This is a genomic window from Actinoalloteichus hymeniacidonis (genome assembly GCF_014203365.1).
Taxonomy (GTDB): domain Bacteria; phylum Actinomycetota; class Actinomycetes; order Mycobacteriales; family Pseudonocardiaceae; genus Actinoalloteichus_A; species Actinoalloteichus_A hymeniacidonis.
Genome location: NZ_JACHIS010000001.1, coordinates 3,091,001 through 3,117,976, shown reverse-complemented (window position 1 = coordinate 3,117,976; position 26,976 = coordinate 3,091,001). Strand labels below are relative to the sequence as shown.

Here is a 26,976-nt window from a genome sequence, read left to right as displayed (position 1 = left end):
TGGCGCTAGTGGTCGTTCACCGAGTGCGCCGCCGCAGCGCGGAGATCGCGAAGAACGACACGAAACGGCTGGCGGCGCGCAGGCGGCGGGAGCGGGTGAACGCTCTCCCCCGGATCGACCTGCCGAGCCGGGCCAGGTCGCGCGTTCCGATGGTGAGCACGAAACGCTGGACCTCGTCCGGTTCTGCGTCGACCGGGGAGACCTCGGTACGCAGCATGGTCAGCCCGGACAGCAGGTCCACGGGGTTGCGGGAGCGGACGGTCTTGGTGCCCGAGAGTTGCCACGGGCGTCCCCGGTCGTCGTCGAAACGCAGCGAATAGACCATCGCCTCGCGCCTGCCGACCGGGAACAACGACAGCGTTCCCGAGATGTCCATCTGGGTGGCGACGTCATCGATGTCGACCAGCCCCCGCAGCTGCACGGTGTGCGCACCATCGGCGAGGAATGGGTCGATGCCCGGGATCTCGGCGTGCAGGGACAACACCATTCGCGGGTGTTCGCGGGCGTCGGTGGCCATCTGCTCCGCGAAGATCAGGCCATCGCCCTTGGTCGCGGCGTGCAGCTTGGCCTGGGACAGATAGGCGCCGTCCTCGGGGACCTCGGCGGGTATTACCGATTCCCACTCGGGTGCCCGCCAGCCGATCCGCCCCGACCGGCGGATCATCGTCTCCATCGAGCGTTCCGCGGCGGCCAGGATCGTCGCGGAGGGATTCACCCCGGTCGCTGCGGGGATCACCGAGCCGTCCATGACGAACAGGCCCGGATAACCGTGCGCCTCCCCCGCCGCGTCGACGACCCCGGTGGCGGCGTCGCGGCCGGACCGCACCCCGCCCAGCGGGTGAACGGTGATGGTGCGGCGCAGCAGGGACCAGGTGAACGGGTTGTACAGCCGGGCGTCGAGAAGTCGGGCCACGAACGGGCCCACCCGCGTCTGGGACCGATACAGCTGAGCCTGCCATCGGTTGTTCCAGGCCAACGTGGCATCGCCCCTGGTGTCCAGCCGTAACGTCCCCTTGCCCGAGTCCTTCCCCATCGCGAGCACGGTGAAGGTTTGACGCGGCTCGGTGTGCCGCACGCTGCGCTGCCACCAGTCGCGCGCCCGCCTGGCGGGCAGAATCGAGTCGAACAGGGCGTTCAGCGGCGGCGGGAACGCGCCGTCCTGGACCTGGTACCACACCGGACGCCTGCCCTCGGGCACGTCCAACACGGTGTTGGTGGTGATGGTGGGTCCGGTCGTCATGTCGGGCCGCTTGCCTCGAAGCTCGGCCAGGGTGAGGAAATCCCCGTTTCCGGAGAAGCCCTTGCCCAGTTGCCGGGAGAGACCGGGCAGCGTGCGATGCACGTCGCGGGAGCGGAGCAGGAGTTCGTTGGTGGCCACCGCCCCTGCGGCGAGCACGACCTTGGGCGCGACCCAGGTGCGCTCGGCCGCCTCCGGATCGGAGGGCGTCGAGACGTGTATCCGGTAGCTCTCTCCGAGGTGTTCGATGCGGGTGACCTGCGCATCCGTGACGGCCCGCGCCCCGGCCTGCTCCGCGACGGCGAGGTAGGTGTAGTCGAGGGTGTTCTTCGCCCCGTGGTTGCAACCAATGACGCATTCGCCGACGAAGGCGCATCCCCGGCGGGCGACCCCGTGGATGTTCGGCTTCCAGGTGTCCGGGTCGCCAAAGGTCACGGCCAGGTTGGGCCGCACGGTGGCCTCGTCCCGATCCGTGCCCTCGAGGAGCTGCTCCATGAGGTCGGTGCGGGGCGGGATCTTGCCGGTACGCGGGTCCTTGCCGACGGGCGAGACGCCGAGCATGTGCGCGGCGAGGTCGTAGTAGGGATCGAGTTCTTCACGGCGGAGGTGAGCGGGCCAGCGTTCGTCCAAGGTCTGTTCGAAGGGCCGCGCGAACACGTTCGCGTAGACGAGTGATCCGCCGCCCCAGCCTGCCGCCTGAACGCTGCCCATGCTGTCGAGCCAGCGTATGTCGTAGAGGCCTCGGTCGAGGTCCCATAACCAACCGTCGGTCAGTTCGGGGGCGCGGGGGAAATCGCCGAGTCCCCAGCGTCGGCCGCGTTCCAGGACGATGACCGAGAAGCCTGCCTGCGCGAGACGGGCTGCGGCCACGGCACCGCCGAACCCGCTGCCGACGACGATCGCGTCGGCGTCGAATCGATCAGTCATGAGTGTTCCTTCACCGCAATTCGTGGTTGCGACTCGGTAGCCATCGAGTTGATCGGCTGTCTATCCGACGCGAGGCGTTTCGCAGGTCCACCGGCACACTGCTCAACGGCACGAGCGAATCGCCTCGCGTCGTTTTATGAATCAGCTCGCGTGCTTTCCGGGAGCGGCGCTTCCCCGGTATTCTGCGAGGTTGGAGACCAATTCGACGATGTCGGGATTGGCGTCGAATCGGCGCTGGTGGACGGCGGTGATCTTCGCGCCCAGCTCCGGGTCGAGGTCGTCGGTGATGTCGAACGACGCGAACCTCTCGATCAGCGGCAGGCCCATCCGGTCGACCGCCAGGTGCGCCGGGGAGTTCATCATCTTCTCGTAGGTCTCGATGTCCGCGACGAGAGAGACGGCGCCGTATTCGTAGTCGCCGCCGAAATCACGTCCGAACAACGACGTCGCCGTATCGGCGTTCTGTGCGCTCATTCCCGAGATGATGGCGTCGACCGTCTCCTTTGGAACGCCGGGCTTGATGGTGAATCGAATGCAGTGGTAGATCATCGGTGTTTCCTCCGCTTTCTGTTTCGGTTATTCGAAAAACGGTTTGGTCGGATGGTCGGCGCCGAGAAGGTGTCCGGCGAACCGGTGCGAGGTGGGATTGCCTGCCAACCAGAGCAGACCCGTCACTCATCGCGTGCCTCCTTCTCCGAGCGATCGGGCTTGGCGGTGCCGCATCGGGTGTGGTCTCGTGCGGCCGAACCGCCTCTAGATAGTGAGTAGGCACTATCAAGTTCGTAAAAAAAGATCTCTGACACTGGTGCGGTTATCCGGGAGATGAAGCCGACCGCAGGGGTGCCTGCAGCGCTCGGCCGTGCTGCGGTGCGTGCGGACTTCGAAGTCGATCGGCAAGCCGTTGCCTGCCGTCATGTTTGATAGTTAACAGTCACTACATAGACAATGTCAAATCGCCGGGTGCGCGCGGGGAGAACACACAGGTCACCCCGTCCGCACCGTGCCTTCGGTCCAACAAGGACACGGCGCCCGGTGCGCTCGTGGCCCACCGGACGCCTGTCTGGTCCCCCGCTGCCGACGGAAGCGACTCCGCCCGCGTTACGAGTCGATGAGCCAGTCGTGGATGGCGGCGGTGGTCACGTCTCGGTGTTCCTCGATCATGCTGTAGTGGTCACCGGGTACATCGACGATGTCGATGGGGACCGGCCATACCGTCTGCCACTCCTCGCCGGGCAGTTGCCCGCCCTGACTCGGATCGTGGCCGACCGCCTCGCTCGCCCGCACCAGCAACACCCGTGCCTTGAGCGGCGTAGGCTGCCAGAGTTCGAACATCATGAAGTACGCGGCCATGGCTGTCAGTCGCACGCCGGTCATCCGGCCGAACTTCTTCTCCAGTTCGAGCGTCTTGGACTCCATCACCGGCATGATGTACTTCGTCTGCTCGGTGCCGCTGAGATAGGTGTCCAGCAGGATCACCGCCTGCACCGGCATCCCGGCGGCCTCCAGCCGTTGTGCCACGGCATAGGCCACCGACCCGCCCGAGGAGCGGCCGGCCAGCGCGAACGGCCTGTCGCCCGCGATGGTGCGGATCTGCCGCTCGTAGTACGCGGTCAGTGCGTCGATTCCGTCGGCGACGCGCTCACCGGCCACGAAACCGGGGGCCATGATCGACCACACGTCGTGCTGATTGCGCAGTCCGCCTGCCACGGCCACCATCTCCTGGTCGCTGGACCATGCCGAGGTCGACGGGAGCCCGATGATCGGCAGCTGTCCGTCGCCGGTGCCCAGGCGCACCGGCTTGGGGCCGGGAACCTGGTCGTCGTCCTCCGAGAACGAGCGGCGCAGCACGGCCGTGTTCGACAGGATCTTCTCGCTCGCCTCGTAGAGCCCGGCCTCCAGCGCGCGCCGGTAGAGCACCTCGACGCTGTCGAGCACCGAGGAATCGTCGACCGCCGACTCGGCAGTCGGCTCGGGTGTTGGATCGACCTCGGTATCGGCGAGTGTTCCGTCGACGACCTGCGCAAGCTCGGCCACCGTCGGATGGTCGAAGATCACCGTGGCGGGCAGTCGCAGACCGAGCGCGCCGTTCAAGAGATTGCGCAGCTCCACGGAGGTGAGCGAATCGAAGCCCAGCTCACCGAAGGCGCGACCCGGGTCGATGTCCTCGGGAGCCCGATGTCCGAGGACGCCCGCCGTGAGCCGCTGCACCAGGCTGAGTACCGCCGCGAACCGTTCGAGAGGTTCGAGCCGCCGTAGGTCCTCGGCGGTGTTGTCCATCGTGGTTGGGCGCGGCGTCGACCGGGCCAACGCACGCAGGACCGGCGGCATCGGGGCGGCCGGGTCGGCCGCGACGGGATTGAGTCGGATCGGCACCAGCACGGGGCGGTCGCCGATGGCGCAGGCCGCATCGAAGGCGGCCATCCCCCGCGCTGCATCGAAAGGCAGCAGGCCGGCGCCGGTCATGCGGCCGCGGTTCTGATCGTCCAGTTCCGCAGCCATGCCACCGTCGAGGTCCCACCACCCCCAGTCGAGGGCGAGCGCGGGTAGCCCTGAGGCGTGTCGATGCGCGGCGAGTCCGTCGAGGAAGGCGTTGGCCGCCGCATAGTTGCTCTGTCCCGCGCTGCCGAGCACCCCGGCGGCCGAGGAGAACAGCACGAACGCGGACAGGTCCGACTCGCGGGTCAGCTCGTGCAACAGCCAGCCTGCATCGACCTTGGGACGCAGCACGTCCCCGAGCCGCTCGGGCGTCAAGGTCTCGAACAGCCCATCGGACACCAGGCCCGCCGTGTGCACGACCGCACCCAGCGGCGCGGCGTCGTCGATGTCGGCGAGCAGAGCGGAGAGCGCCGCTCGGTCGGCGACATCGCAGGAGACGACGTCGACTCGGGCACCCGACTCGGCGAGTTCGGCGGCCAACTCGACCGAGCGCGGTGCCTGGGCGCCTCGGCGTGAGGTCAGCAGAAGCCGCCGCACACCGTGCGCCTGCACCAGATGTCGGGCCACCAGACCGGCGAGGGCGCCGCTGGCTCCGGTGATCAGCACGGTTCGGTCGGGGTCGAACCGTGTCGTCGGGCGCGGATCGATTCCGGGCGCGCGGTCGATCCGCGCCAGCCGGGGGACGTGCGCGACGCCCTCGCGAATGGCGAGCTGCGGCTCCCCATCGAGGTCCATGGTGGACAACAGTCGCGCCGAGGCGGGCGAGTCGTCGAGGTCCACCAACGCGACCTGACCCGGATACTCCGATTGCACGGCGCGCACGAGGCCCCACCCGGCGGCGGCGGCGAGGTCGCGCACGGGCTGCCCGTCGATGCCGACCGCGTGCCGGGTCAGCACGACCACGCGGGTGCCGCGCAGGCGTTCGTCGGCCAGCAACGGGCGCAGCGTCTCGGTGATCCGGCGCGTGAGGTGGTGGGCGGCGGCAGGCAGTTCACCGGTGCCATCCGCGCAGAGCACCAGGTTGCGGGGTATCCGACCGGCGAGGTCGTCGAGCTGCTCGATGCCGAGTCCCCACGGGTCGAGGCCGAGGACGGCCCAGGAGCCGGTGGTCGTCTCGATCGCGGGTGCGGGCGGCCAGGAGAGTTCATAGAGCGGCGCGGCGGCGATGGCTTGCGCGGGCGGCCGGAGGGTCACGCTGCCGATGGAGAGCAGCGGTGTCTCGGCGGAGTCGGTGATCAGGACGCGGACCGCGTCGCGTCCCTCGGGGGTCAGTCGCACGCGCACGGTCTCGGCCGTGGTGCTGCCGTACCAGCGGACGTCCGACCAACTGAAGGGAAGTCCGTGCACCGATTCGCGGTCGGGCAGCCCCTCCCCCAGCAAGCCCAGGGCCAGCGGTTGCAGCGCCGCGTCCGCCAGTGCCGGATGCACGACGTGGCCGTCGGCGGTGTGTCCGGCGGGGAGTTCGACCTCGGCGAAGAGATCGCCGCCGCGCTGCCAGAGCCGTCGAAGGCCGTGGAAGGTGTCCCCGTAGTCGATGCCGCCCTCGACGAGACCGGAGTAGAAGGTGGCCAGCGAGACCTCCGTGGCCTCCGCCGGTGGCCAGGGCTGCCCGTCGGGCCGGTCTGCCTGCGGGGAGTCGCCGAGGGAGCCCGTGGCGTGCAGGGTCCACGGTTCGTCGGTGGCCGCACCGGTCGGGCGGGAGTGGATGGTCAACTCGGCACGGCCTTGCGCGGACGGCCGGGTGACCCGCGCCTGCAGATCGGCCGCCGTGGCCAGGACGAGTGGCGTGTGCACGACCAGGTCGGTGACGGCGTCGTGGCCGGTCCGGGTAGCCGCGTGCAGAGCCAGGTCGACGAAGGCGGTGCCGGGCAGGATCGGGGTGTCGGCCAGCACGTGGTCGCGCAGCCATGGCGTCGTCCGTGGGTCGAGGACACCGGTGAGCAGGTGCACGTCGGCGTCCGCCAAGGGAAATTCGGCGGTGAGAAAGCGGTGGTCGCCTGCGCGCATACCGGCGGGAAGTCGGACGGCGGGCGGCGCATCGAGCCAGTACGTCCGGTGCTGGAAGGGATAGGTGGGCAGGTCCGCGCGGGCGCTACGCGGCAGGATCGCGGGCCAGGTTGGTTCGAAGCCACGCAGCCACATCCGGCCCAGGGCCTCGTGCAGTTGGTCGTGATCGCCGCGTTGAGCCGGAATGGCGGTGATGGTCTCGTCGGTCTCCAAGACCATCTGGGTGAGCACGGCGTCCGGTCCGAGTTCCAGGAAGGTGTCCACGCCCTCGGTGACGGCCGTGTGGACCGCGTCGGCGAAGCACACCGTGGCCCGGATCTGGTCGACCCAGTATCCGGGGGTGCCGATGTCGCCGCCCGCCCCGCTGGTGGCGATGATCGACAACCGCGGCGGGTGGAACTCGACCGTTTCCAGCACCGCCGCGAAGTCGGCCAGCATGGGTTCCATCAGCGCCGAGTGGAAGGCGTGCGAGACCGGCAGCCGTTTCACCCGGGCGCCCGCCGCACGCAGCCGATCGGCCAGTGCGTCGAGCTCGACGGCCGGTCCGGACAGGACGGTCGAGGTGGGGCTGTTGACGGCAGCGATCGCGATGCTCGCGGGCACCTCCGGCACCGGGCGGTCCACGGCCAGCATCGCCCCGCCCGCAGGTAGGGCCTGCATCAGCCGGGCACGGGCGGCGACGATCCGACACGCGTCTTCCAGGGACCACACTCCGGCGGCGACGGCGGCGGCGAATTCACCCACCGAGTGTCCGATCAGCCGGTCGGGGCGAAGACCCCAGGATTCCCACAACTTCCACAGCGCGATCTGCAGCGCGAACACGGCGGGTTGGGCGACGCCGGTCGAGTCCGGGTCGCCGTCGAAGGTCTCTGGGTCGAACAGCGCCCGCACGCGTGCGTACTCCGGCGCGATCAGCGGGTGCGAACCCATGTCCGGATGCTGTGAGCCCTGCCCGGTGAACAGAACACCGAACCCGCCCGGCGATACGGTGCCGCGCTGCCAGTCCGCGTCCGCCGACCGGAACGCCCGATGTTCCAAACCGGCTCGGCCGGTCGCCAGTGACCACACGACGTCGGCGGCCGGTGCATCGGGATTGTCGTCGAGCCAGTCGTCGATCCGTTCGGTCTGCGCGGTGAGGCCGTTCGCCGATCGCGCGGACACCACGAGCGGGCCGACAGCGTCCGCCGTCGAGGTCGCGGGGGCATCGGTGGATTGTTCGAGGATCAGGTGGGCGTTGGTGCCGCTCATGCCGAAGGACGACACGCCTGCCCGGCGCGGTCGGCCCGTGGTGGGCCAGCTTCGCGCCGAGGTCACCAGTTCCACGGCTCCGGCTGTCCAGTCGACCTGAGTTGTGGGGTGCTCGGCGTGCAGGGTGGCGGGCACGATGCCGTGCCGTAGGGCGAGGATCGTCTTGATGACCCCCGCGATGCCTGCGGCGTACTGGGTGTGCCCGATGTTGGATTTGATGGAGCCCAGTAACAGCGGCCGATCCGAGGGGCGGTCCGCGCCGTAGGTGGCGAGCAGCGCCTGCGCCTCGATCGGGTCGCCCAGCCTGGTGCCCGTGCCGTGTGCTTCGACGACGTCCACCTCGGCGGGCGTCAGTCCAGCGGTGGCCAGGGCCGCGCGGATGACGCGCTGTTGCGAGGGTCCGCTCGGGGCGGTGAGTCCGTTGGACGCACCGTCCTGGTTGACGGCCGAACCGGCCACCACGGCCAGGATGGTGCGGCCTTCTCGGCGAGCTTCGGAGAGCCGTTGCAGCGCGACGAGGCCGACGCCCTCACCCCAGCCGGTGCCGTCGGCCTCATCGGCGAAGGATTTGCACCGACCGTCGCCCGCGAGGCCGCCCTGCCGGGTGAACTCCATGAAGACGCCGGGGGTGGCCATCACCGTGACGCCGCCCGCCAGCGCGAGATCGCATTCGCCGTTGCGTAGCGCCTGCGCGGCCAGATGCAGGCTCACCAGTGACGAGGAGCAGGCCGTGTCGACCGTGACGGCGGGCCCTTCCAAACCGAGGGCATAGGAGATCCGGCCGGACATGACGCTGGCCGAGGTGCCGGTGAGCGAGTAGCCCGCGCTCATGGCGGCGGGCGAGTTCATGGTGAGTGCCGTGTACTCCTGGGTGGTGGCGCCCACGAACACGCCGGTGCTGCTGCCCCGTAGCGACCAGGGGTCGATGCCTGCGCGTTCCAGCGTCTCCCAAGCGGTTTCGAGCAGGATGCGCTGCTGCGGGTCGGTCGCGGCCGCCTCGCGCGGCGAGATCTCGAAGAACTCGGCGTCGAAGTCGCCCGCGTCGTAGAGGAAGGCGCCGCGCTCGACGAATCTCAGCGCGGAGTCCGGCTGCTCCGTGGGCCAGCCACGGTCCTGGGGGAATCCGGCCATGGCATCCACGCCGCCGGTCAGCAGGTCCCACAGCCGGTCGGGGTCGGTGACGCCGCCGGGGAAACGGCAGGCCATGCCGACGATGGCGATCGGCTCGTCGGCCTCGACCGGTTGCGGGGCCGCTCGTGGCGTGTCCTCGACCAGCCCGCCGAGGCGGGTGTCCAACCAGGACACCAGCTCACGGGTGGTCGGGTGGTCGAAGAGCAGGGTGGCGGGCAGGGCGAGTCCGGTGGCGGTCTGCAGCCGGTTGCGCAGCTCCATGGCGGTGAGCGAGTCGAAGCCGAGCAGTTGGAACGGCTTGGCGACAGCGATGTCCTGCGGTGTGGCGAGCTGCAGTACCGCTGCCGCCTCGGTACGCACGAGTTCGGTGAGGATCTCGCGACGGCGCGCGGCGGAGCATCCGGCGAGCTCGGATCGCAGCCCGGAGACCTCGGTCTCGTCGGGGGCGGAGCCACGCAGGGCCCGCACGGCCTCGGGCACGCCGTCGAGGAATGGTCGGCGGCGGGACATCGCATAGCTGGGTGCGAAGCGTTCCCAGTCGAGTTCGGCGACGATCAGTCCGGTCTCGGCGTGTGCGACGGCCTGGCTGAGTATCGTGGTGGCGAGGTCGGGGTCCATCATGCTGAAGCCGAGTCGGCCGAGTACCTCGGCGGTGTCACCGCCTGCCATTCCGCTGTCTCGCCACGCGCCCCAGGCGATCGCGGTGGCGGGCAAGCCTCGGGCGCGGCGTTGAGCCGCGAGACCGTCGAGGTATCCGTTGGCCGATCCGTACGCGGCGCTGCCGATGCTGCCCCATGCCGAGGCACCGGAGGAGAACAGCACGAACGCGTCCAGGGGTATCTCGGCGGTCAACTCGTCGAGGTGGCGTGCCCCGAGTACCTTGCCGCCTGCCGCTGTGGCCAGGTCGGCGGTCGTGGTGTCCTTGATCTCGACGTAGCCGAGGGTGGCGCCTGCGGTGTGCAGCACGGCGGTGAGGGGTAGCTCCGCCGGGATGGCGGCGAGCACCTCGGCGAGGGCGGCGCGATCGGTGATGTCGCAGGCGGTGACCGTGACCGCCACGCCGAGGGCGAGGAGTTCGTCCCGCAGCGTTTCGGCGCCGGGAGCGTCCATGCCACGACGGCTCACCAGGACGAGGTGTTCGGCGCCGTGTTCGGCAGCCCAGCGGGCGAGGTGGGCGCCGATTCCGCCGGTGCCGCCGGTGATGAGCACCGTGCCTCGTGGTGTCCACTCGCGGATCGGGTTCGCCGGGGTGAGCGGGGCCCGGACCAGCCGACGGGTGCGCAGGCCGTCGGGCCCGAGTCGCAGCTGATCCTGGTCGCTGGTGAGCGCGTCGGCGAGGTGTTCGGCCGCCCAGTCGTGGTCGAGGTCGATGACGCCGCCCCAGGTGGCGGGCGCTTCGAGTCCGGTGATCTGGGCCAGGGCCCAGGTCTGCGCGGCCTCGCCGGTCTCGGTCGCACCCCGGGTGAGCAGTCTGCGCGGCGCGGTGATGCCCGCATCGTCGAGGGCTTGGGCCAGTAGCAGTGTCGCGGCGGCGGCCAGCGGCACGCCCTCGTGCTGTGGGTGCGGTCCCTCGGCCAGGCCCAGCAAGGAGAGGACGCCTGCCGGTTCGGTGTGCTCGCGCAGTGCTTCGGCGAGGCTTTGCCTGGTGGCGTCGGCGGGCACGGTGAGCACGATCGGTTCGGCGCCGGTCATGGCCTCGGTGATGGCTGTGCAGTCGACGCCCTCGGGTGCCACGACAAGCCAGGTGCCGGTCAGGACGACGCCCTCGCGGACGGGGACGGGCTGCCAGTCGATGCGGTAGCGCCAACCGTCGATGGTGGCCTGGCTTCTGCCGCGTCGTCGCCAGGCCGACAGCGCCGGGACGACCTCGACGAGCGCCGAGTCGGGCAGGCCCAGTTCGGCCGAGAGGGCGTCGAGGTCGGCGTTGTCGACGGCGGCCCAGAACGAGGCCGTGGTGGGGTCGGGGGCGGCGACCAGACTGGTCTGGTCGAGCCAGAAGCTACGGCGGTCGAAGGCATAGGTGGGCAGCGAGACCCGGCGCCCGCCCGGGTACAGCTGGCTCCAACGCACGGCGACGCCTGCGGTGAAGGCCTCACCGAGTGAGGTCAGGATGCGGCGTTGGCCGCCGTCGTCGCGTCGCAATGAGCCGAGCACGGTGGCGGGCCGGTCCGCGGCGTCGGCGATCTGTTGCAGTGGAACGGCCATGACCGGATGGGGCCCGATCTCGATGAAGACGTCGAAGCCTCGGCGCATCAGTTCGGTCGTGGTGGCCTCGAACTCGACGGGTTCGCGTAGGTTCCGGAACCAGTACTCGGCGTCCATCGTCGCGGTGTCCAGACGCCCGCCGGTGACGGTGGAGAAGAACCCGACGGAGGATCGAGTCGGACTCAGATCGCGGAGCCCGTCGAGGAACTCGTCGCGGATGACGTCGACCATCGGGCTGTGCGAGCCGAAGGTGGCGACGACGCGTGCACGGATCTCCTCGGCGGCACAGCCGGCCAGGAATTCGTCCAAGGCGGCGGCCGCACCGGACACGACGACGGAGCTCGGACCGTTGACTCCGCCGATCCAGAGCCTGCCCGACCAGGGTTCGATCCGGCGTCTCGCCTCGGCGTGCGACAACGCCACCGAGGCGAGACGACCGTGGCCCACCATCAGCTTCTCGATCAGTCGACTGCGGAGGGCGATGATGCGCGCGCCTTCGGTCAACGACAGGGCACCGGCCACGACGGCGGCGGCGATCTCGCCCTGCGAGTGTCCGATGACGGCGCCGGGTTCGATGCCGTAGGAGCGCCACAGTTCGGCGAGCGAGACGACGATGGCGAAGGTGGCGGGCTGGAGCACGCGGACGTCGGTGAAGTCGTCGCGCTCGATCACCTCGCGCAGCGACCAGTCGACGTAGGGCGCCAGGGCTTCCTCACAGCGTTGCATCGAGGCCGCGAAGACCGGGGAGGTAGCCCAGAGTTCCCGCCCCATCCCGGCCCATTGCGAGCCCTGTCCGGGAAAGACGAACGCGACCTTGGGGCGACCGGCCGAGCCGCGCACCACGGCCGGGTCGGCTCGGCCTGCGGCGACGGCGTCGAGTGCTGCGGTCAGTTCCGCCCGGTCCGAGCCGATGACGACGGCGCGATGTTCGAGGGCCGCGCGGGTGGTCGCCAGCGACAGACCGATATCGGTGGTGTCGTGCTCCGGATGTTCGGCCACCTGGGCGGCGAGCCTGCGCGCGTTCTCGCTCAGGGCCGAGGCGGAGGCGGCCGAGAGCACCCAGGGCAGTACTGCCCGGTCGTCCTTGCTGTTCCGGGGTTGCTCGGCGGGGGCCTGCGGCGCCTCTTCGAGGATGACGTGGGCATTGGTGCCGCTGAGCCCGAAGGAGGAGACCCCGGCGCGGCGGGGTCGGCCGGGGTCGGGCCAGTCGCGGGCCTCGGTGAGCAGTCGGATGTTGCCCGAGGTCCAGTCGACCTCACGGGTGGGTTCGCCGACGTGCAGCGTCTTGGGCATCCGACGGTGCTGCAGGGCCAGCGCCATCTTGATGACGCCCACGATGCCGGAGACCACCTGGGTATGTCCGATGTTGGTCTTGATCGAGCCGAGCCACAGCGGTTCGGCGCGGTCCCGGCCATAGGTGGCGAGTAGGGCCTGTGCCTCGATGGGGTCGCCCAGCGAGGTACCGGTGCCGTGCGCCTCGACGACGTCGACCTCGTCCGAGCGCAGCCCCGCGTTGGCGAGCGCGGCAGTGATGACCCGCTCCTGGGACGGCCCGTTGGGCGCGGAGATGCCGTTGGACGCGCCGTCCTGGTTGACGGCGCTGCCCCGGATGACCGCGAGCACGGGGTGGCCGTTCGCGACGGCGTCGGAGAGTCGTTCGATCAACACGACGCCGACACCCTCGCCCCACCCGATCCCGTCGGCGTCGGCGGAGAACGCCTTGCAACGGCCGTCGGCGGCGAGTCCGCGTTGCCGGGCGAGGGTGACGAAGGCGCCCGGCGTGGAGAGGATGCCCGCCCCGGCCGCGAACGCGAGGGTGCAGTCGCCCTGTCGTAGCGATTGCATCGCCAGATGCAGGGCGACCAGCGAGGACGAGCAGGCCGTGTCGACGGAGACCGCGGGCCCTTCCAGGCCCAGCGCGTAGGAGACGCGGCCGGAGAGCACGCTGCCGGAGCCGCCGGTGAGCGCGTAGCCCTGGTCCTCGGCCGAGTTCATCAGCAGCGTCGTGTGCTCGATCGCGTTGCCGCCCACGAAGACTCCGGTGGGGCTGCCGCGCAGCGAGGTCGGGTCGATGCCCGCGCTCTCCAACGCCTCCCACGAGGTCTCCAGCAGCAGCCGCTGCTGCGGGTCCATCGAGCGGGCCTCCCGAGGGGAGATGCCGAAGGGGGCCGGGTCGAAGTCGGCGGCGTCGGCGAGGAAGGCGCCCTGGTCGGTGTAGGTCTTGCCCGGCATGTCGGGGTCCGGGTCGAACAGCGAGCCGAGGTCCCAGCCCCGGTCGGTGGGGAAGCCGCCCATGGTGTCGACCTCGTCGACGACCAGTCGCCAGAGTTTCTCGGGTGTGTCCGCGCCGCCGGGGAAGCGGGCGCCCATGCCGACGATGGCCAGCGGCTCGCGGTTGCGGTCCTGGGCCTCCTGCAGGCGCACCCGGGTCTGCTGCAGCTCCGCGGTGACCCGCCGCAGGTATGTCCGGATCTTGTCGTCGTCTGCCATGCGGCTCTTCCTGTCTGGGTGCGTCGGGCAGGGTCGTCGCCGATCAGGTCAGGACACCCCGAGGTCGCGGTCGATGAGGTCGAACAGCTCGTCGTCGGTGGCGTCGTCGAGGTCGGTGGTGTCGGTGCCGAGCACGGCGATGAGCCTGCGCAATCGGTCGCGGAGCGCGTCGGATTCGGGTCCGGCGCCGAGGGCGGGCAGGGCTCGTTCGATCCGGTCCAGTTCGTGGCCGATCTCGGTGGCATCGGCGAGTTCGCGGCGGGGGGCGGTCTGCTGGAGGTCCATGGTGGACAGGACGTGGTCGGCGAGTGCCTCGGTGGTCGGGAAGTCGAAGACGAGGGTGGCTCGCATTCGGTTGCCGGTGCGGGCGGTGAGCCGGTTGCGCAGTTCCATCGCGGTGAGCGAGTCGAACCCGAGGTCGGTGAACGGGCGGTCCTCCCGGATCTCGGCGGGATCGTCGTGGCCGAGGACGGCGGCGATCTCACCGCGCAACACCTCGATGAGGGTGGTGCGCTGCTCGAAGTCGGTCAGCCCGGCCAGCAGCTCACGCAGATCCGCGCCGACGCCCGATGCCTCGGTGGGTGCCGCGTCGTCGTCGAGGGCCTCGGTGGCCTCGGGAATGTCGTCGATGAGGGTGCGCCGTCGCGACATCGTGTAGCCGGGCGCGAACCGCTCCCAATCGAGGTCCGCCACGGTCAGGCTGGTCTCGTCGTGCTCGACGGCCTGCACCATCGCTGCGATCGCGGGCGCCGGATCCATCAGACGCACGCCGAGGCGCGCCAAGCGCTCGCCTGCCGCGCGGTCGGCGTCGAGCATGCCGCCGGATCCCCAGGCGCCCCAGGCGATACAGGTGGCGGTCCGCCCCTGAGACCGTCGGGCGGCGGCGAGTCCGTCCAGGTAGCCGTTGGCCGAGGCGTAGGCGGCCTGACCGGCGCTTCCCCAGACAGCGGCGCCGGAGGAGAACAGGACGAACGCGTCGAGGTCGTGGTCCGCAGTGAGTTCGTCGAGATGTCGGGCTCCATCGGCCTTTCCTGCTGCGGTGGCCGCCAAGTCGGCCGGGTCGAGGTCGGACAGCTCGGCGTATCCGCCCCCGATGCCTGCGGCGTGCAGGATCGCGGTGAGCGGATACTCGGCGGGGATGCCTGCGAGCAGGGCCGCCACCGCATCGCGATCGGCCAGGTCGCAGGCCGCCACGGTCGCGTGGACGCCGAGGGCGACGAGTTCCTCGCGCAGTTCGGCGGCGCCCGGTGCCTGATCGCCGCGACGGCCGACCAGGAGGATGTGCTCGGCACCCCGATCGGCCGCCCAGCGGGCGAGGGACGCGCCGATACCGCCGGTGCCACCGGTGATGAGGACGGTGCCGCTCGGCCGCCAGCTGCGCGAGGCCGGTGCGCCGCCGAGCGGGGCGCGGGTGAGCCTGCGGGCGAACAGCCCGGCCTCGGTGACGCGCACCTCGTCCTGGCCTGCGGTCAGCGCGGCAGCCAGCCGGTGCGCACCACCGGGTCCGATGTCGACGATGCCACCGTAGGTCCGAGGTTGTTCCAGGCCCGCGATCTGGGCGATGGATCGGATCTGCGCTTGGTCCGGACGGTCGGCGGCGTCGCGGGTGAGATACCAGCGCGGTGCGGTCGGGTCGATCGCGTCGAGCGTCTGGGTGAGCGCCACCGTGTCCCGCGCGTCGGTGGGCGCCACGATGATGCCGCTGATCGAGCCCGCCTCGTCGGTCGGCTCGTTGAGCGCCCTCGCCCCTGCGGCCTCGATGGCCTGGGTGATGTCCGGGCCTGCGGCCGTTCCCACGACGAGCCAGGTGCCAGCGAGCAGCCCGGGCCCGGTGTGCGGCAGGGCCTTCCACCGCAGGCGGTAGCGCCAGGCATCGGCGGCCGTGTTGCGCCGCCCGCGTTCCCGCCACCCGGCGAGCGCGGGCAGGAACTCCGACAGCGGGGTGTCGGCGGGCATGTCCAGTTCGGCCGCCAGGGAGTGCGATTCGACGAGCGTCCAGAATCGCTCGTCCACCGGATCGGCGTTCCGCGCGGCGGTCAGGGTGGAGTCGAGCCAGAAGCGGCGGCGTTGGAACGGGTAGGGCGGCAGCGCGACCCGACGTCGGGCGGGCAGTACGGCGGGCCAGTCGACGGCCACCCCCGCAACCCAGGCCTCGGCCAAGGCGAGGGTGAACCGATCGATGCCGCCGTCGTCGCGGCGCAGGGAACCGGTCGCGGTGATCGGGACCTCCCGGGCGGACGCGGTCGCGTCCACCGCCATCGCCAGCACCGGATGCGAGCTGACCTCGATGAAGACGGTGTGCCCCGCGTCGGTCAGCGTTTCGACGGCGTCGCCGAAACGCACGGTGGACCGCAGGTTGCGTGACCAGTAGGCGCCGTCGAGTTCGGCCGTGTCCAGGATGTCGCCGGTGACGCTGGAGCACAAGGTGATCGGCGCGGTGACCGGGGCGAGCCCGGCCAGCGCCTCGGTGATATCGGCGTCGAGCGCGTCGACCTGCGCGGTGTGCGAGGCGTAGTCCACGGCGATGCGTCGAGCCCGGATGCCCTCCTCGACACAACCGTCGAGGAATTCCCGCAATGCCTCGGGCTCGCCCGCCACCACCGAGGACTCCGGGCTGTTGACCGCGGCCAACGAGATGCGCCCGTCCCACCGTGCGATGCGCTCGGCCACGGATGCCTCGTCGAGGGCGACCGAGACCATACCGCCGTGGCCGGAGAGCGTCGCACCGATCAGTCTGCTGCGCAGCGCCACGATGCGGGCGCCCTCGTCGAGGGTGAGCGCGCCCGCCACGACCGCCGCCGCGATCTCGCCCTGCGAATGGCCCACCACGGCGTCGGGTTCGACGCCTGCCGCCCGCCAGAGCGCGGCCAACGACACCATCACGGCCCAGGAGACCGGTTGCACGACGTCGACGGCCTCGCCGGGGCCGCCGTCGACCATCTCCCGCAGGGTCCAATCGACGTACGGTTCGAGGGCTTGCGCGCACCGCTGCATCGACTCGGCGAACACCGGCGCGGTGGCCCACAGCTCGCGGCCCATGCCCTGCCATTGCGCGCCCTGTCCGGGGAAGACGAAGGTGACGCGGCCCTGTTCGGTCGACACGCCGCGCACCAGCTCGGGCCGGGGCTCACCCTGTGCGAGCGACCGCAGCCCGGCGGTCAACTCCTCGGCGCTCTGGGCCGTCAGCACCGCGCGATGAGACAGGCCCGAACGCCCGGACGTCGCCAGGGTGGCGGCCAGGTCGGCGGGTGTCCACGGCGTGGCGGCCAGTGTCGCGGCCATCTCGGTCAGGGCTTCCCCGGAGTGGGCGCCGAGCACGAACGGCAGCGGACCACCGGGCACCGCGTCGTCCGTTGCGGGGACGGTGGCGGGCTGTTCGAGGATGACGTGGGCGTTGGTGCCGCTCATTCCGAAGCCCGAGACGGCGGCCCGACGCGGCCGGTCGGCCTCGGGCCAGGGCCGTGACTGCGCGAGCAGGCTGACCGCACCCGCCGACCAGTCGACCTGACTGGTCGGCTCGGCCGCGTACAGCGTCGCGGGCAGGATGCCATGGCGCATGGCCTGGACCATCTTGATGACCCCGGCGATGCCCGCCGCATGCTGCGAGTGGCCGATGTTCGATTTGATCGAGCCGAGGTAGAGCGGTTCGACACGGTCCTGTCCGTAGGTCGCCAGAACCGCCTGCGCCTCGATCGGATCGCCCAGGGTCGTGCCGGTGCCGTGTGCCTCGACGGCGTCCACCTCGGACGGCGCCAGGCCCGCGCTGCGCAGCGCGGCGCGAATGACGCGCTGTTGCGAGGGACCGTTCGGTGCGGTGAGGCCGTTGGACGCACCATCGGAGTTGGTGGCCGAACCACACACCACGGCCAGAATCGGGTGGCCGTGGCGTTCGGCCTCGGAGCGGCGCTCCAGCACGAGTAGGCCGACGCCCTCGGCCCAGCCGGTGCCGTCGGCGCCATCGGAGAATGCCTTGCAGCGGCCGTCGCCCGCGATGGCGCCCTGCTTGCCGAACTCGGCGAAGGCCCCCGGAGTGGCCATCACCGCCACCCCGCCCGCGAGTGCCCGATCGCACTCCCCCGCACGCAACGCTTGCGCGGCCAGGTGCATCGAGACCAGCGAGGACGAACAGGCGGTGTCGACCGTGACGGCGGGCCCCTCGAAGCCGAACACATAATTGATCCGACCGGACATCACGCTCGACGAGGCACCCGTCGCGGTGTATCCGCTGTTGCCCTCCGGCGAGTTGACCAGCAGCGGGGCGTACTCCTGGACGGTGCCGCCCACGAAGACGCCGGTCCGGCTGCCGCGCAACGTCGCCGGGTCGGTGCCGACGGATTCCAGTGCCTCGTAGGCGGTTTCGAGGAGCAGCCGCTGTTGCGGGTCCATGGCGAGTGCCTCGCGAGGCGAGATGCCGAAGAACGCCGCGTCGAACGAGGCCACGTCGTGTAGGAAACCGCCCTCGGTGTCGGCGCCGGTCTGCCAGCCTCGGTCGGTGGGCACCGGGCCGATGGCGTCGCGTTCCGCCGCCACGAGCCGCCACAGATCGTCCGGGGAGCGCACGCCGCCGGGATAACGGCAGGCCATGCCCACGATGACGATCGGGTCGTCGGTCACCGGCGCGGCCACGGCCGATGCGGATTCGATCGGGTCGGCCCCGAACAACTCTGCGAGCAGGAAGTCGGCCAGCGCGGTCGGATTCGGGTGGTCGAACACCATGGTGGCGGACGGACGCAAGCCGGTGACCCGCGCGATGCGGTTGCGCAACTCGACGGCGGTCAGCGAGTCGAAGCCGAGCTCTTGAAAGGGCCTTCCTGCCGGAACACCGGTCGCGTCCTGGTGACCGAGCACCTCGGCGGCCTCGATGCGGATCAGCTCGGTGAGCCGGTCGCGGCGATCGGCCGCACCCAGCGGGGCGAGCCGATCGCGTAGCTCGTCGCCCGCACCCGCCACGCCGTCGGATGTCTCGGCCAGTGCCTCGGCCGCCTCGGCGATGTCCTCGATGAGCGGGCGGCGGCGGGCCATGGCGTAACCGGGCGCGAACTTCGACCAGTCCATATCGGTCACGACCAGCTGCGAATCGCCCGCCGCGACGGTGCGGGCCAGCACGGTCAGGGCCAGGGCCGGATCCATCAGGCGCAGACCGCGCCGGGCCAGGGCGGCGTGATCGGCGGCGGCGCTCATGCCGGGCCCATCCCAACCTCCCCAGGCGATCGAGGTCGCGGGGAGGCCGCGGGCATGTCGGGCGACGGCGAGCGCATCGAGGTAGGCATTGGCCGCCGCGTAGGCACCCTGGGTGGCGCCACCCCAGGCGGCCGCGCCGGAGGAGAACAGCACGAACGCGTCCAGCGGGAGTTCGGCCGTCAGCTCGTCGAGCCAGCGGGCGCCGATCGCCTTGCCGCGCATGGCCGCTGCTAGCTCCGCCGGTCCGATGCCGCTCAGGTCCTCGTAGGGGGCGACGCCTGCGGCGTGCAGGATCGCGTCGGGCGGGTCGGTAGCAAGCAACTCGGCCAGTGCCGAACGATCGGCGACGTCACAGGCGGCGACCGTGACGGCCACCCCGGTTGCGCCGAGTTCCGCGCGCAATGCCTCGGCGCCCGGTGTGGCGATGCCCTGTCTACTGGTGAGGACGAGCCGATCGGCGCCGTGGGAGGCCGCCCAGCGGGCGAGGTGCGCTCCGAGACCGCCGGTGCCGCCCGTGATGAGGACGGTGCCCCTCGGCATCCAGGATTCGGCGTGCTCGGGTTGGGCGCGGCGCAGCCGTCGAGAGAGGACGCCATCGGCGGTGAGGCGTAGTTGGTCTTCACCGCTGGCGAGGGCGGCCGTGAGGTAACGCAGTCCGGTGTCGTCGGCGCAGTCGATCAGGCCGCCCCAACCCTGCGGGTGTTCGAGGCTCGCGACCTGGCCGAGACCGTGGATCGCGGCCTGCCGGGGGTCGAGGTCGGCGCCTCGGGTGAACAACCATCGGGTTGCGGGCGATTCGGTGCGGCGCATCGCCTGTTCGAGCAGCAGGGTGTCGACCAGGCCTCGGGTCAGCTCGGGATGGTCGGGATGGGGTCGTTCGTCGAGGGCGAGGAGCGACAGGACGACATCGGCGTCGAGGTGTTCGGTCCAGTCACCGGTCGCGACGAGGGTGCGGACCTCCGCCTCGATCAGGGCTTGTGCCACGGCCGAGTGGTCGACGCCTTCGGGGACCACGATCAGCCAGCGGCCGGTCAGCCGTGGGGAACGCGGGAGCGCCACGGGTTTCCAGCTGATCCGGTAGCGCCAGCCGTCGGTGACGGCGCGTTCCTGTCTGCGGGCGCGCCAGGCGGCGAGGGCGGGGACGACGGTGTCGAGGGAGTGATCGGGCAGGTCCAGTTCGGCGGCGAGGGCGGCCACGTCCCCGGACTCGATGGTCTGCCACAGCTCGGCATCGGGACCGTTGTCCGAGGCTGCGCCCGGTGCGGGGGTGACCCAGTAGCGCTCGTGTTGGAAGGGATAGGTGGGTAGGTCGACGTGGGTGCCTCGGGGCAGGATCGCGGTCCAGTCCGGGTCGAAGCCCGCCAGCCACATCCGGCCGAGCGCGGTGTCGAGTTGATCGTGTCCCTTGCGCAGCGCGGGAATCGCGACGGCGTCCGGGGCGGTCTCCAGTGTCATCGGAGCGAGCGCCGCATCGGGTCCGAGTTCCAGGAAGGTGTCCACGCCGTCTGCCACGGCGGTGCGCACCGCGTCGGCGAAGCGGACGGTGGCGCGGACCTGGTCGACCCAGTACTGCGGGCTGGTGATCTCGCCACCGGCCCCGCTGGTGGTGATGATCGGGATCCGCGGAGCGTTGAACTCGATGTCCCGCAGTGCCGCCGCGAACTCGGCCAGCATCGGTTCCATCAGGGCGGAGTGGAAGGCGTGCGAGACCTTGAGGCGCTTGACCCGGGCACCTGCGGCACGGAGTTCGACGGCGATGGCCTCGATCTCGACCTCGGGTCCGGACAGCACCGTCGAGGTCGGCGAGTTCACCGCCGCGACCGAGAGCGTGTCGGGCACCTCGTCCACCGGTCGGTCGACCGCGAGCATCGCCCCGCCTGCGGGCAATGCCTGCATCAACCGGGCCCGCGCTGCCACGACCCGGCAGGCGTCCTCCAGCGACCACACCCCGGCGACCACGGCGGCGGCGAGTTCCCCCACGGAGTGGCCGATAAGGCGGTCGGGCCGTAATCCCCAGGACTGCCACAGTTTCCACAAAGCGATCTGCAAAGCGAACACGGCGGGTTGCGCGACCCCGGTCGAGTCGAGGTCGCCGTCGAACAGCGAAGGGTCGAACAGGGCCTTCACCCGGTCGTATTCCTCGACGAGCAGCGGATGCGAACCCATCTGCTCGTGCTGCGAACCCTGACCGGTGAACAACACCGCCACCGAACCGGGCCGCACCTCCCCGTGCTGCCATCCGCCGTCGAGCAGGAATGCCCGGTGATCGAGGGCCGCGCGTGCCGTCGCCAACGACCAGGCGACACCACGCGGGGAGGTGTCCGGGTTCGCCGCCAACCATCGGGTCAGACCTTCGGTCTGGGCATGCAGGGCGGTCTCGGTCCGTGCCGAGACCACCAGCGGCGCGCTCGCCGGTGCAGGCTCGGGTACCGGCTCGGCCGCCGGTGGTTGCTCGATGATCACGTGGGCGTTCGTACCGCTGATCCCGAAGGATGACACCCCGGCCCGGCGCGGCCGGTCCACGGCGGGCCAGTCCTGTCCCGAGGTGAGCAGCGCGACCTGGCCCGTCGTCCAGTCCACCTGGCGGCTCGGCTCGTCCACGTGCAGCGTCGCAGGAACCTGGCCGTGCCGAATCGCCAGCACCATCTTGATGATTCCGGCCACGCCCGCCGCCGCCTGGGTGTGTCCGATATTCGATTTGATCGATCCGAGGAGCAGGGGCCGATCGCGGTGCGTGCCGTAGGTGGCCAGTACGGCCTGCGCCTCGATCGGGTCGCCCAATCGGGTGCCGGTTCCGTGTGCCTCCACCACGTCCACCTCGGCGGCCGTCAGGCCGGCGTCGGCGAGGGCCGCTCGGATGACCCGCTGTTGCGACGGGCCGTTGGGCGCGGTCAGACCGTTCGAGGCGCCGTCCTGGTTGATCGCCGAACCGGCGACCACAGCCAACACCCGGTGTCCGTCGCGGCGGGCGTCGCTCAGGCGCTGCACGGCGAGCAGGCCCACTCCCTCGCCCCATCCGGTGCCGTCGGCGGTGTCGGCGAACGACCTGCACCGACCGTCGGAGGAGAGCCCACCCTGTCTGCCGAACTCCTGGAAGATTCCCGGCGTGGTCATCACGGTGACGCCGCCTGCCAGGGCGAGGTCGCACTCCCCCGCCCGGAGCGCCTGCGCCGCCAGATGCAGGGTGACCAGCGAGGACGAGCAGGCGGTGTCGACCGTGACGGCCGGCCCCTCCAGGCCCAGCGCATAGGAGATCCGGCCGGAGAGCACGCTGCCCGAGGAGCTGGTCATGGTGTAACCGCCCGCGCCCTCGGCCGAGTTGACCAGCAGGGTGGCGTACTCCTGCACGGCACCGCCCACGAAGACACCGGTGCGGCTGCCGCGCAGCGAGGCCGGGTCGATGCCTGCGCGTTCGACCGCCTCCCACGCGGTTTCGAGGAGCAGCCGCTGTTGCGGGTCCATCGAGACCGCCTCGCGGGGCGAGATGTCGAAGAACGCGGCGTCGAAGTCGCCCGCCTCGGCGAGGAACCCACCCGAACCGGTGAAGTCCCGGCCGTCGCTGCTCCACCCCCGGTCCTCGGGCGCGTATCCGATGGCGTCGACGCCGTCGCAGACCAGCTTCCACAGGTCTTCGGGACTGCGCACCTGCCCGGGATAACGGCAGGCCATGCCTACGATGACGATCGGGTCGTCGGTGGTACGCGCCGTCGGGGCCACGGCGACGGGCTGCGCAGCGGCGCCACCCAGCTGCTCGTCGAGATGGGCGGCGAGTTCCTGCACGCTCGGGTGATCGAAGACGAGTGTGGCGGGCAGCCGGATGCCGGTGGCGGCGGCCACCTGATTGCGCATCTCGACCGCTGTGAGCGAGTCGAAGCCCAGTTCGTGAAAGGGGCGTCGGACGTCGATGGCCTCGGCCGATCCGTGGCGTAGGACGGTGGCCGCGGCCGAGCGGACCACCTCGATCAACCGTCGGTGTCGGTCTGCCGGGGCGAAGCCCGCCAGTTCGGCGCGCAGGCCGGAATCGGTGTCGATGTCGGTATGAACCTCGGCGAGGGCGTCGGCGACCTCGGGGATGTCCATGATGAGCGGGCGACGGCGGCTCAACAGGTAGCCCGGGGCGAAGAGCGACCAGTCGATGTCGGCGACGGCAAGCGTGCCGTCCCCGTGTTCGACGGCGGCCCGCAGCGCGGCGATGGCCGGTCCCGGTTCCATGAGGCGCAGGCCTAGTCGCTGGATCAGTTCCCTGGCCGCGCCCTCGGCCATGCCGTCGGATTGCCAGGCGCCCCAGGCGATCGAGGTGGCGGGCAGTCCTCGGTTCCGCCGGGCGGTGGCCAGGGTGTCGAGATAGCTGTTGGCTGCCGCATAGGCGCCCTGGGTGGCTCCGCCCCACGCGGCGGCACCCGAGGAGAAGAGGACGAACGCATCGAGCGGCAGGTCGGCGGTCAGCTCGTCGAGCCACCGGGCGCCCAAGGTCTTGCCGCGCAGCACGTCGGCCAACTCGTCGACGTCCAACGCGGACAACTCGGTGTGTCGGGCCACCCCTGCCGCGTGCAGCACGGCGGTGAGCGGCCGCTCGGCGGGGATGTCTGCGAGCACCTCGGCCACGGCGTTCCGGTCGGCCACATCGCAGGTCGCGATCGTCACGGCGACCCCGGCGGCGTTCAGTTCGTCGCGTAGGTCTTCGGCCCCTCGGGCCGCGAGGCCTCGGCGACTGGTCAGCACCAGGCCCTCGGCGCCGTTGGCCACGGCCCACCGGGCCAGATGGGCGCCGATCCCTCCGGTTCCGCCCGTGATGAGGACTGTGCCGTGGGGGGTCCACGGTCGGGCGGGGCCTGCTTCGGCCAGCGGTGCATGGATCATCCGACGGCCGAGCACTCCGGTCTCGGTCAGCCGCGCCTGATCCTCGCCGCTGGACAGGGCGGCGGGCAGGTGCGGCAGGAATGCGGTGTCGGCGCAGTCGATCAGGCCGCCGGGGGCGGAGTGTTCGAGGCCCGCGACATGGCCGAGACCCCAGACTGCGGCCTGCGCGGGGCGATCGTGGCAACCGCGCGTCATGATCCAGCGTGCCGTGGCGGGCAGCCGCGCCGCCATGGTCTTGATCAGTTCGAGCGTGTCGACGAGACCGTTGGTGATCTCGGGGTACGTGGGATGCGGGCGCTCGTCGAAGGCGAGCAGCGACAGCACCGCGTCGACGTCGGGGTGGGTGGCCAGCCGGTCGGCCCAGTCGCCGGTGGCGACCAGGATGTCGACCTCGGCGCCGGTCAGTGCCGCGACAACGGGCGAGGCGTCGACGTCCTCGGGCACCACGATCAACCAGCGGCCGGTCGGCTCGGTGCCGTCCGTGGTCGCGACGGGCCTCCAGACGAGCCGGTAGCGCCAGGCGTCGCTCTCGGCGCGTTGCCTGCGGCGGGCACGCCAGGCGGTGAGGGCGGGGACGACGGTGTCGAGGGAGTGATCGGGCAGGTCCAGTTCGGCGGCGAGCGCGGCCACGTCCCCGGACTCGATGGCCCGCCACAGCTCGGCGTCGGCGGGATCGGCGGACTCCTCCTCGACGGTGGGGTGCACCCAGTAGGACTCGTGGTGGAAGGCGTAGGTGGGCAGGTCGACGTGGGCGCCTCGGGGCAGGATCGTGGTCCAGTCCGGGTCCAGACCGCGCTGCCACATCCGACCGAGGGCGTCGAATAGCAGGTCGCGATCCCGGTGCTGGGCGGAGATCGCGGTGACGGTGCCCTCGGTCTCCAGGGCCAGCGGCGTCAGCACCGCGTCGGGTCCGAGTTCCAGGAAGGTGTCCACGCCCTGCTCGACTGCGGTGCCGATGGCGTCGGCGAAGCGGACGGTGGCGCGGACCTGGTCGACCCAGTACTGCGGAGTGTCGATCTCACCGCCTGCACCGCTGGTAGTGATGATCGGGATCCGGGGCGGATGAAAGACGACCGTTTCCAACACACTCGCGAAGTCGGCGAGCATCGGTTCCATCAGGGCGGAGTGGAAGGCGTGCGAGACCTTGAGGCGCTTGACCCGGGCACCTGCGGCACGGAGTTCGACGGCGATGGCCTCGATCTCGTCCTCGGGCCCGGACAGCACCGTCGAGGTCGGCGAGTTCACCGCCGCGATCGAGACGGTGTCCGGCACTCCCTCTACCGGCCGGTCGACCGCGAGCATCGCGCCGCCTGCGGGCAATGCCTGCATCAACCGGGCCCGCGCTGCCACGACCCGGCAGGCGTCCTCCAGCGACCACACCCCGGCCACCACGGCCGCCGCGAGCTCCCCCACCGAATGGCCGATCAACCGATCCGGGCGTAATCCCCAGGACTGCCACAGTTTCCACAGTGCGATCTGCAAAGCGAACACGGCGGGTTGCGCGACCCCGGTCGAGTCGAGGTCGCCGTCGAACAGCGAAGGGTCGAACAGGGCCTTCACCCGGTCGTATTCCTCGACGAGCAGCGGATGCGAACCCATCTGCTCGTGCTGCGAACCCTGACCGGTGAACAACACCGCCACCGCGCCCGACAGCACGGTCCCGCGCTGCCACGCCCCGTCGAGCAGGAATGCCCGATGGTCGAGGACCGCTCTCGTCGTGGCCAACGACCACGCGACATCGGCGGCAGGCGTGTCGGGATGATCGGCGAGCCACCGGTCGAGTCGGGCGATCTGACCGTCCAATGCGGCCTCGGAGCGAGCCGACACCAGCAACGGCAACCCGGCCACCTCCGGGCTGGGGTCTGCCTGCTCGACGGCGGGTGCCTGTTCCACGACCACATGGGCGTTCGTGCCACTGATTCCGAAGGACGACACCCCGGCCCGCCACGGCCTGCCGGTCGCAGGCAACGGCCGGGCCGAGGTGACCAGCTCGACGGAACCCGCCGCCCAGTCGACCTGGCTGCTCGGTGTCTCGATGTGCAGCGACGCCGGGACCATGCCGTGCCGCAACGCCAGGATCGCCTTGATGACGCTGGTGACCCCGGCCGCCGCTTGGAGGTGCCCGATGTTCGATTTGATCGAGCCGAGAAGCAGCGGCCGCTCGCGATCCTGCCCATAGGTGGCGAGCAGCGCCTGCGCCTCGATCGGATCACCCAGCCGAGTGCCGGTGCCGTGGGCCTCCACCATGTCGACGTCCGAAGGCGACAGGCCGGCGTTGGCCAGCGCGGCCCGGATCACCCGCTGCTGGGACGGACCGTTCGGGGCGGTCAATCCGTTGGACGCACCATCGGAATTGACCGCCGAGCCTCGGAGCAGTGCCAACACCCGATGGCCGTTGCGCTGTGCGTCGGACAACCGCTCCAACACCAGGACACCGACGCCCTCGCCCCACCCCGTCCCGTCGGCCGAGTCGGCGAACGACTTGCACCGGCCGTCGCCCGCTAGGCCGCGTTGGCGGGCGAACTCGTCCCAGATGGCCGGGGAGGAGAGCAGCAACACGCCCGCGCCCAACGCCAGGTCGCATTCCTCGTTGCGCAGAGCCTGAATCGCCAGATGTAGGGCGACCAGGGAGGACGAACAGGCCGTGTCGACCGTGACGGCGGGTCCTTCCAGCCCGAGCGCGAAGGAGATGCGACCGGAGAGCACGCTGGCGGGAACCCCGGTGACGCCGTATCCGTCGGTGAGCTCGGGCGAGCGGGCGAGCAGCGCGCCGTACTCCTGGGGAGTGCCGCCGACGAAGACACCGGTTCGGCTGCCCCGCAACGAGGACGGCACGATCGCGGCGTTCTCCAATGCCGACCAGGCCGCTTCGAGCAACACCCGCTGCTGCGGGTCCATCGAGGCCGCCTCGCGCGGAGAGATGCCGAAGAACGCCGCGTCGAAGCCTGCGATGTCGTCCAGGAACGCGCCGACCCCGTCGATGCTGGAGTTCCACAACTCCCAGCCGCGATTGGTGGGCGGCTCGGTCATGGCGTCGGTCTCGTCGAGCAGCAGTCGCCATAACCCGTCGAGGTCGTTGGCCCCCGAGGGATAGCGACCCGCCATCCCGACCACGGCGATCGGCTCGGCCGCCGAGGCCAACAACTCCTGGTTCTGCTTACGCAGCCGCTGATTCTCCAGCAGGGACGCCCGAAGCGCGCTGATCGCTTCGGTGACGGAGACCTCCGAGCCCGCCGCAGAATCCATGGACGCTC

General features: G+C 70.8%; 2 protein-coding genes and 2 pseudogenes. All 4 read right to left on the bottom strand.

Annotation, left to right across the window (positions count from 1 at the left end; all coding sequences use genetic code 11):
- Positions 1–16 precede the first annotated feature (16 nt).
- Positions 17–2,164 (bottom strand): FAD-dependent oxidoreductase, encoded by a 2,148-nt coding sequence (locus BKA25_RS12690; RefSeq protein WP_069849599.1) that lies wholly within the window; start codon positions 2,162–2,164, stop codon positions 17–19.
- 141 nt (positions 2,165–2,305) lie between these two features.
- Positions 2,306–2,713, bottom strand: coding sequence for a Dabb family protein (locus tag BKA25_RS12685; protein ID WP_069849601.1), 408 nt, complete (start codon positions 2,711–2,713; stop codon positions 2,306–2,308).
- 549 nt (positions 2,714–3,262) lie between these two features.
- Positions 3,263–13,681 (bottom strand): annotated as a pseudogene (locus BKA25_RS12680) (type I polyketide synthase); the annotation flags it as partial.
- A gap of 48 nt (positions 13,682–13,729) precedes the next feature.
- Positions 13,730–26,917: pseudogene (locus tag BKA25_RS27815) on the bottom strand (type I polyketide synthase); the annotation flags it as partial.
- Positions 26,918–26,976: the final 59 nt, after the last annotated feature.

Bases quoted from the DNA above. Each gene is read 5' to 3' on its own strand.
- BKA25_RS12690 (WP_069849599.1), bottom strand. From the start codon at position 2,164: ATGACTGATCGATTCGACGCCGACGCGATCGTCGTCGGCAGCGGGTTC.
- BKA25_RS12685 (WP_069849601.1), bottom strand. From the start codon at position 2,713: ATGATCTACCACTGCATTCGATTCACCATCAAGCCCGGCGTTCCAAAG.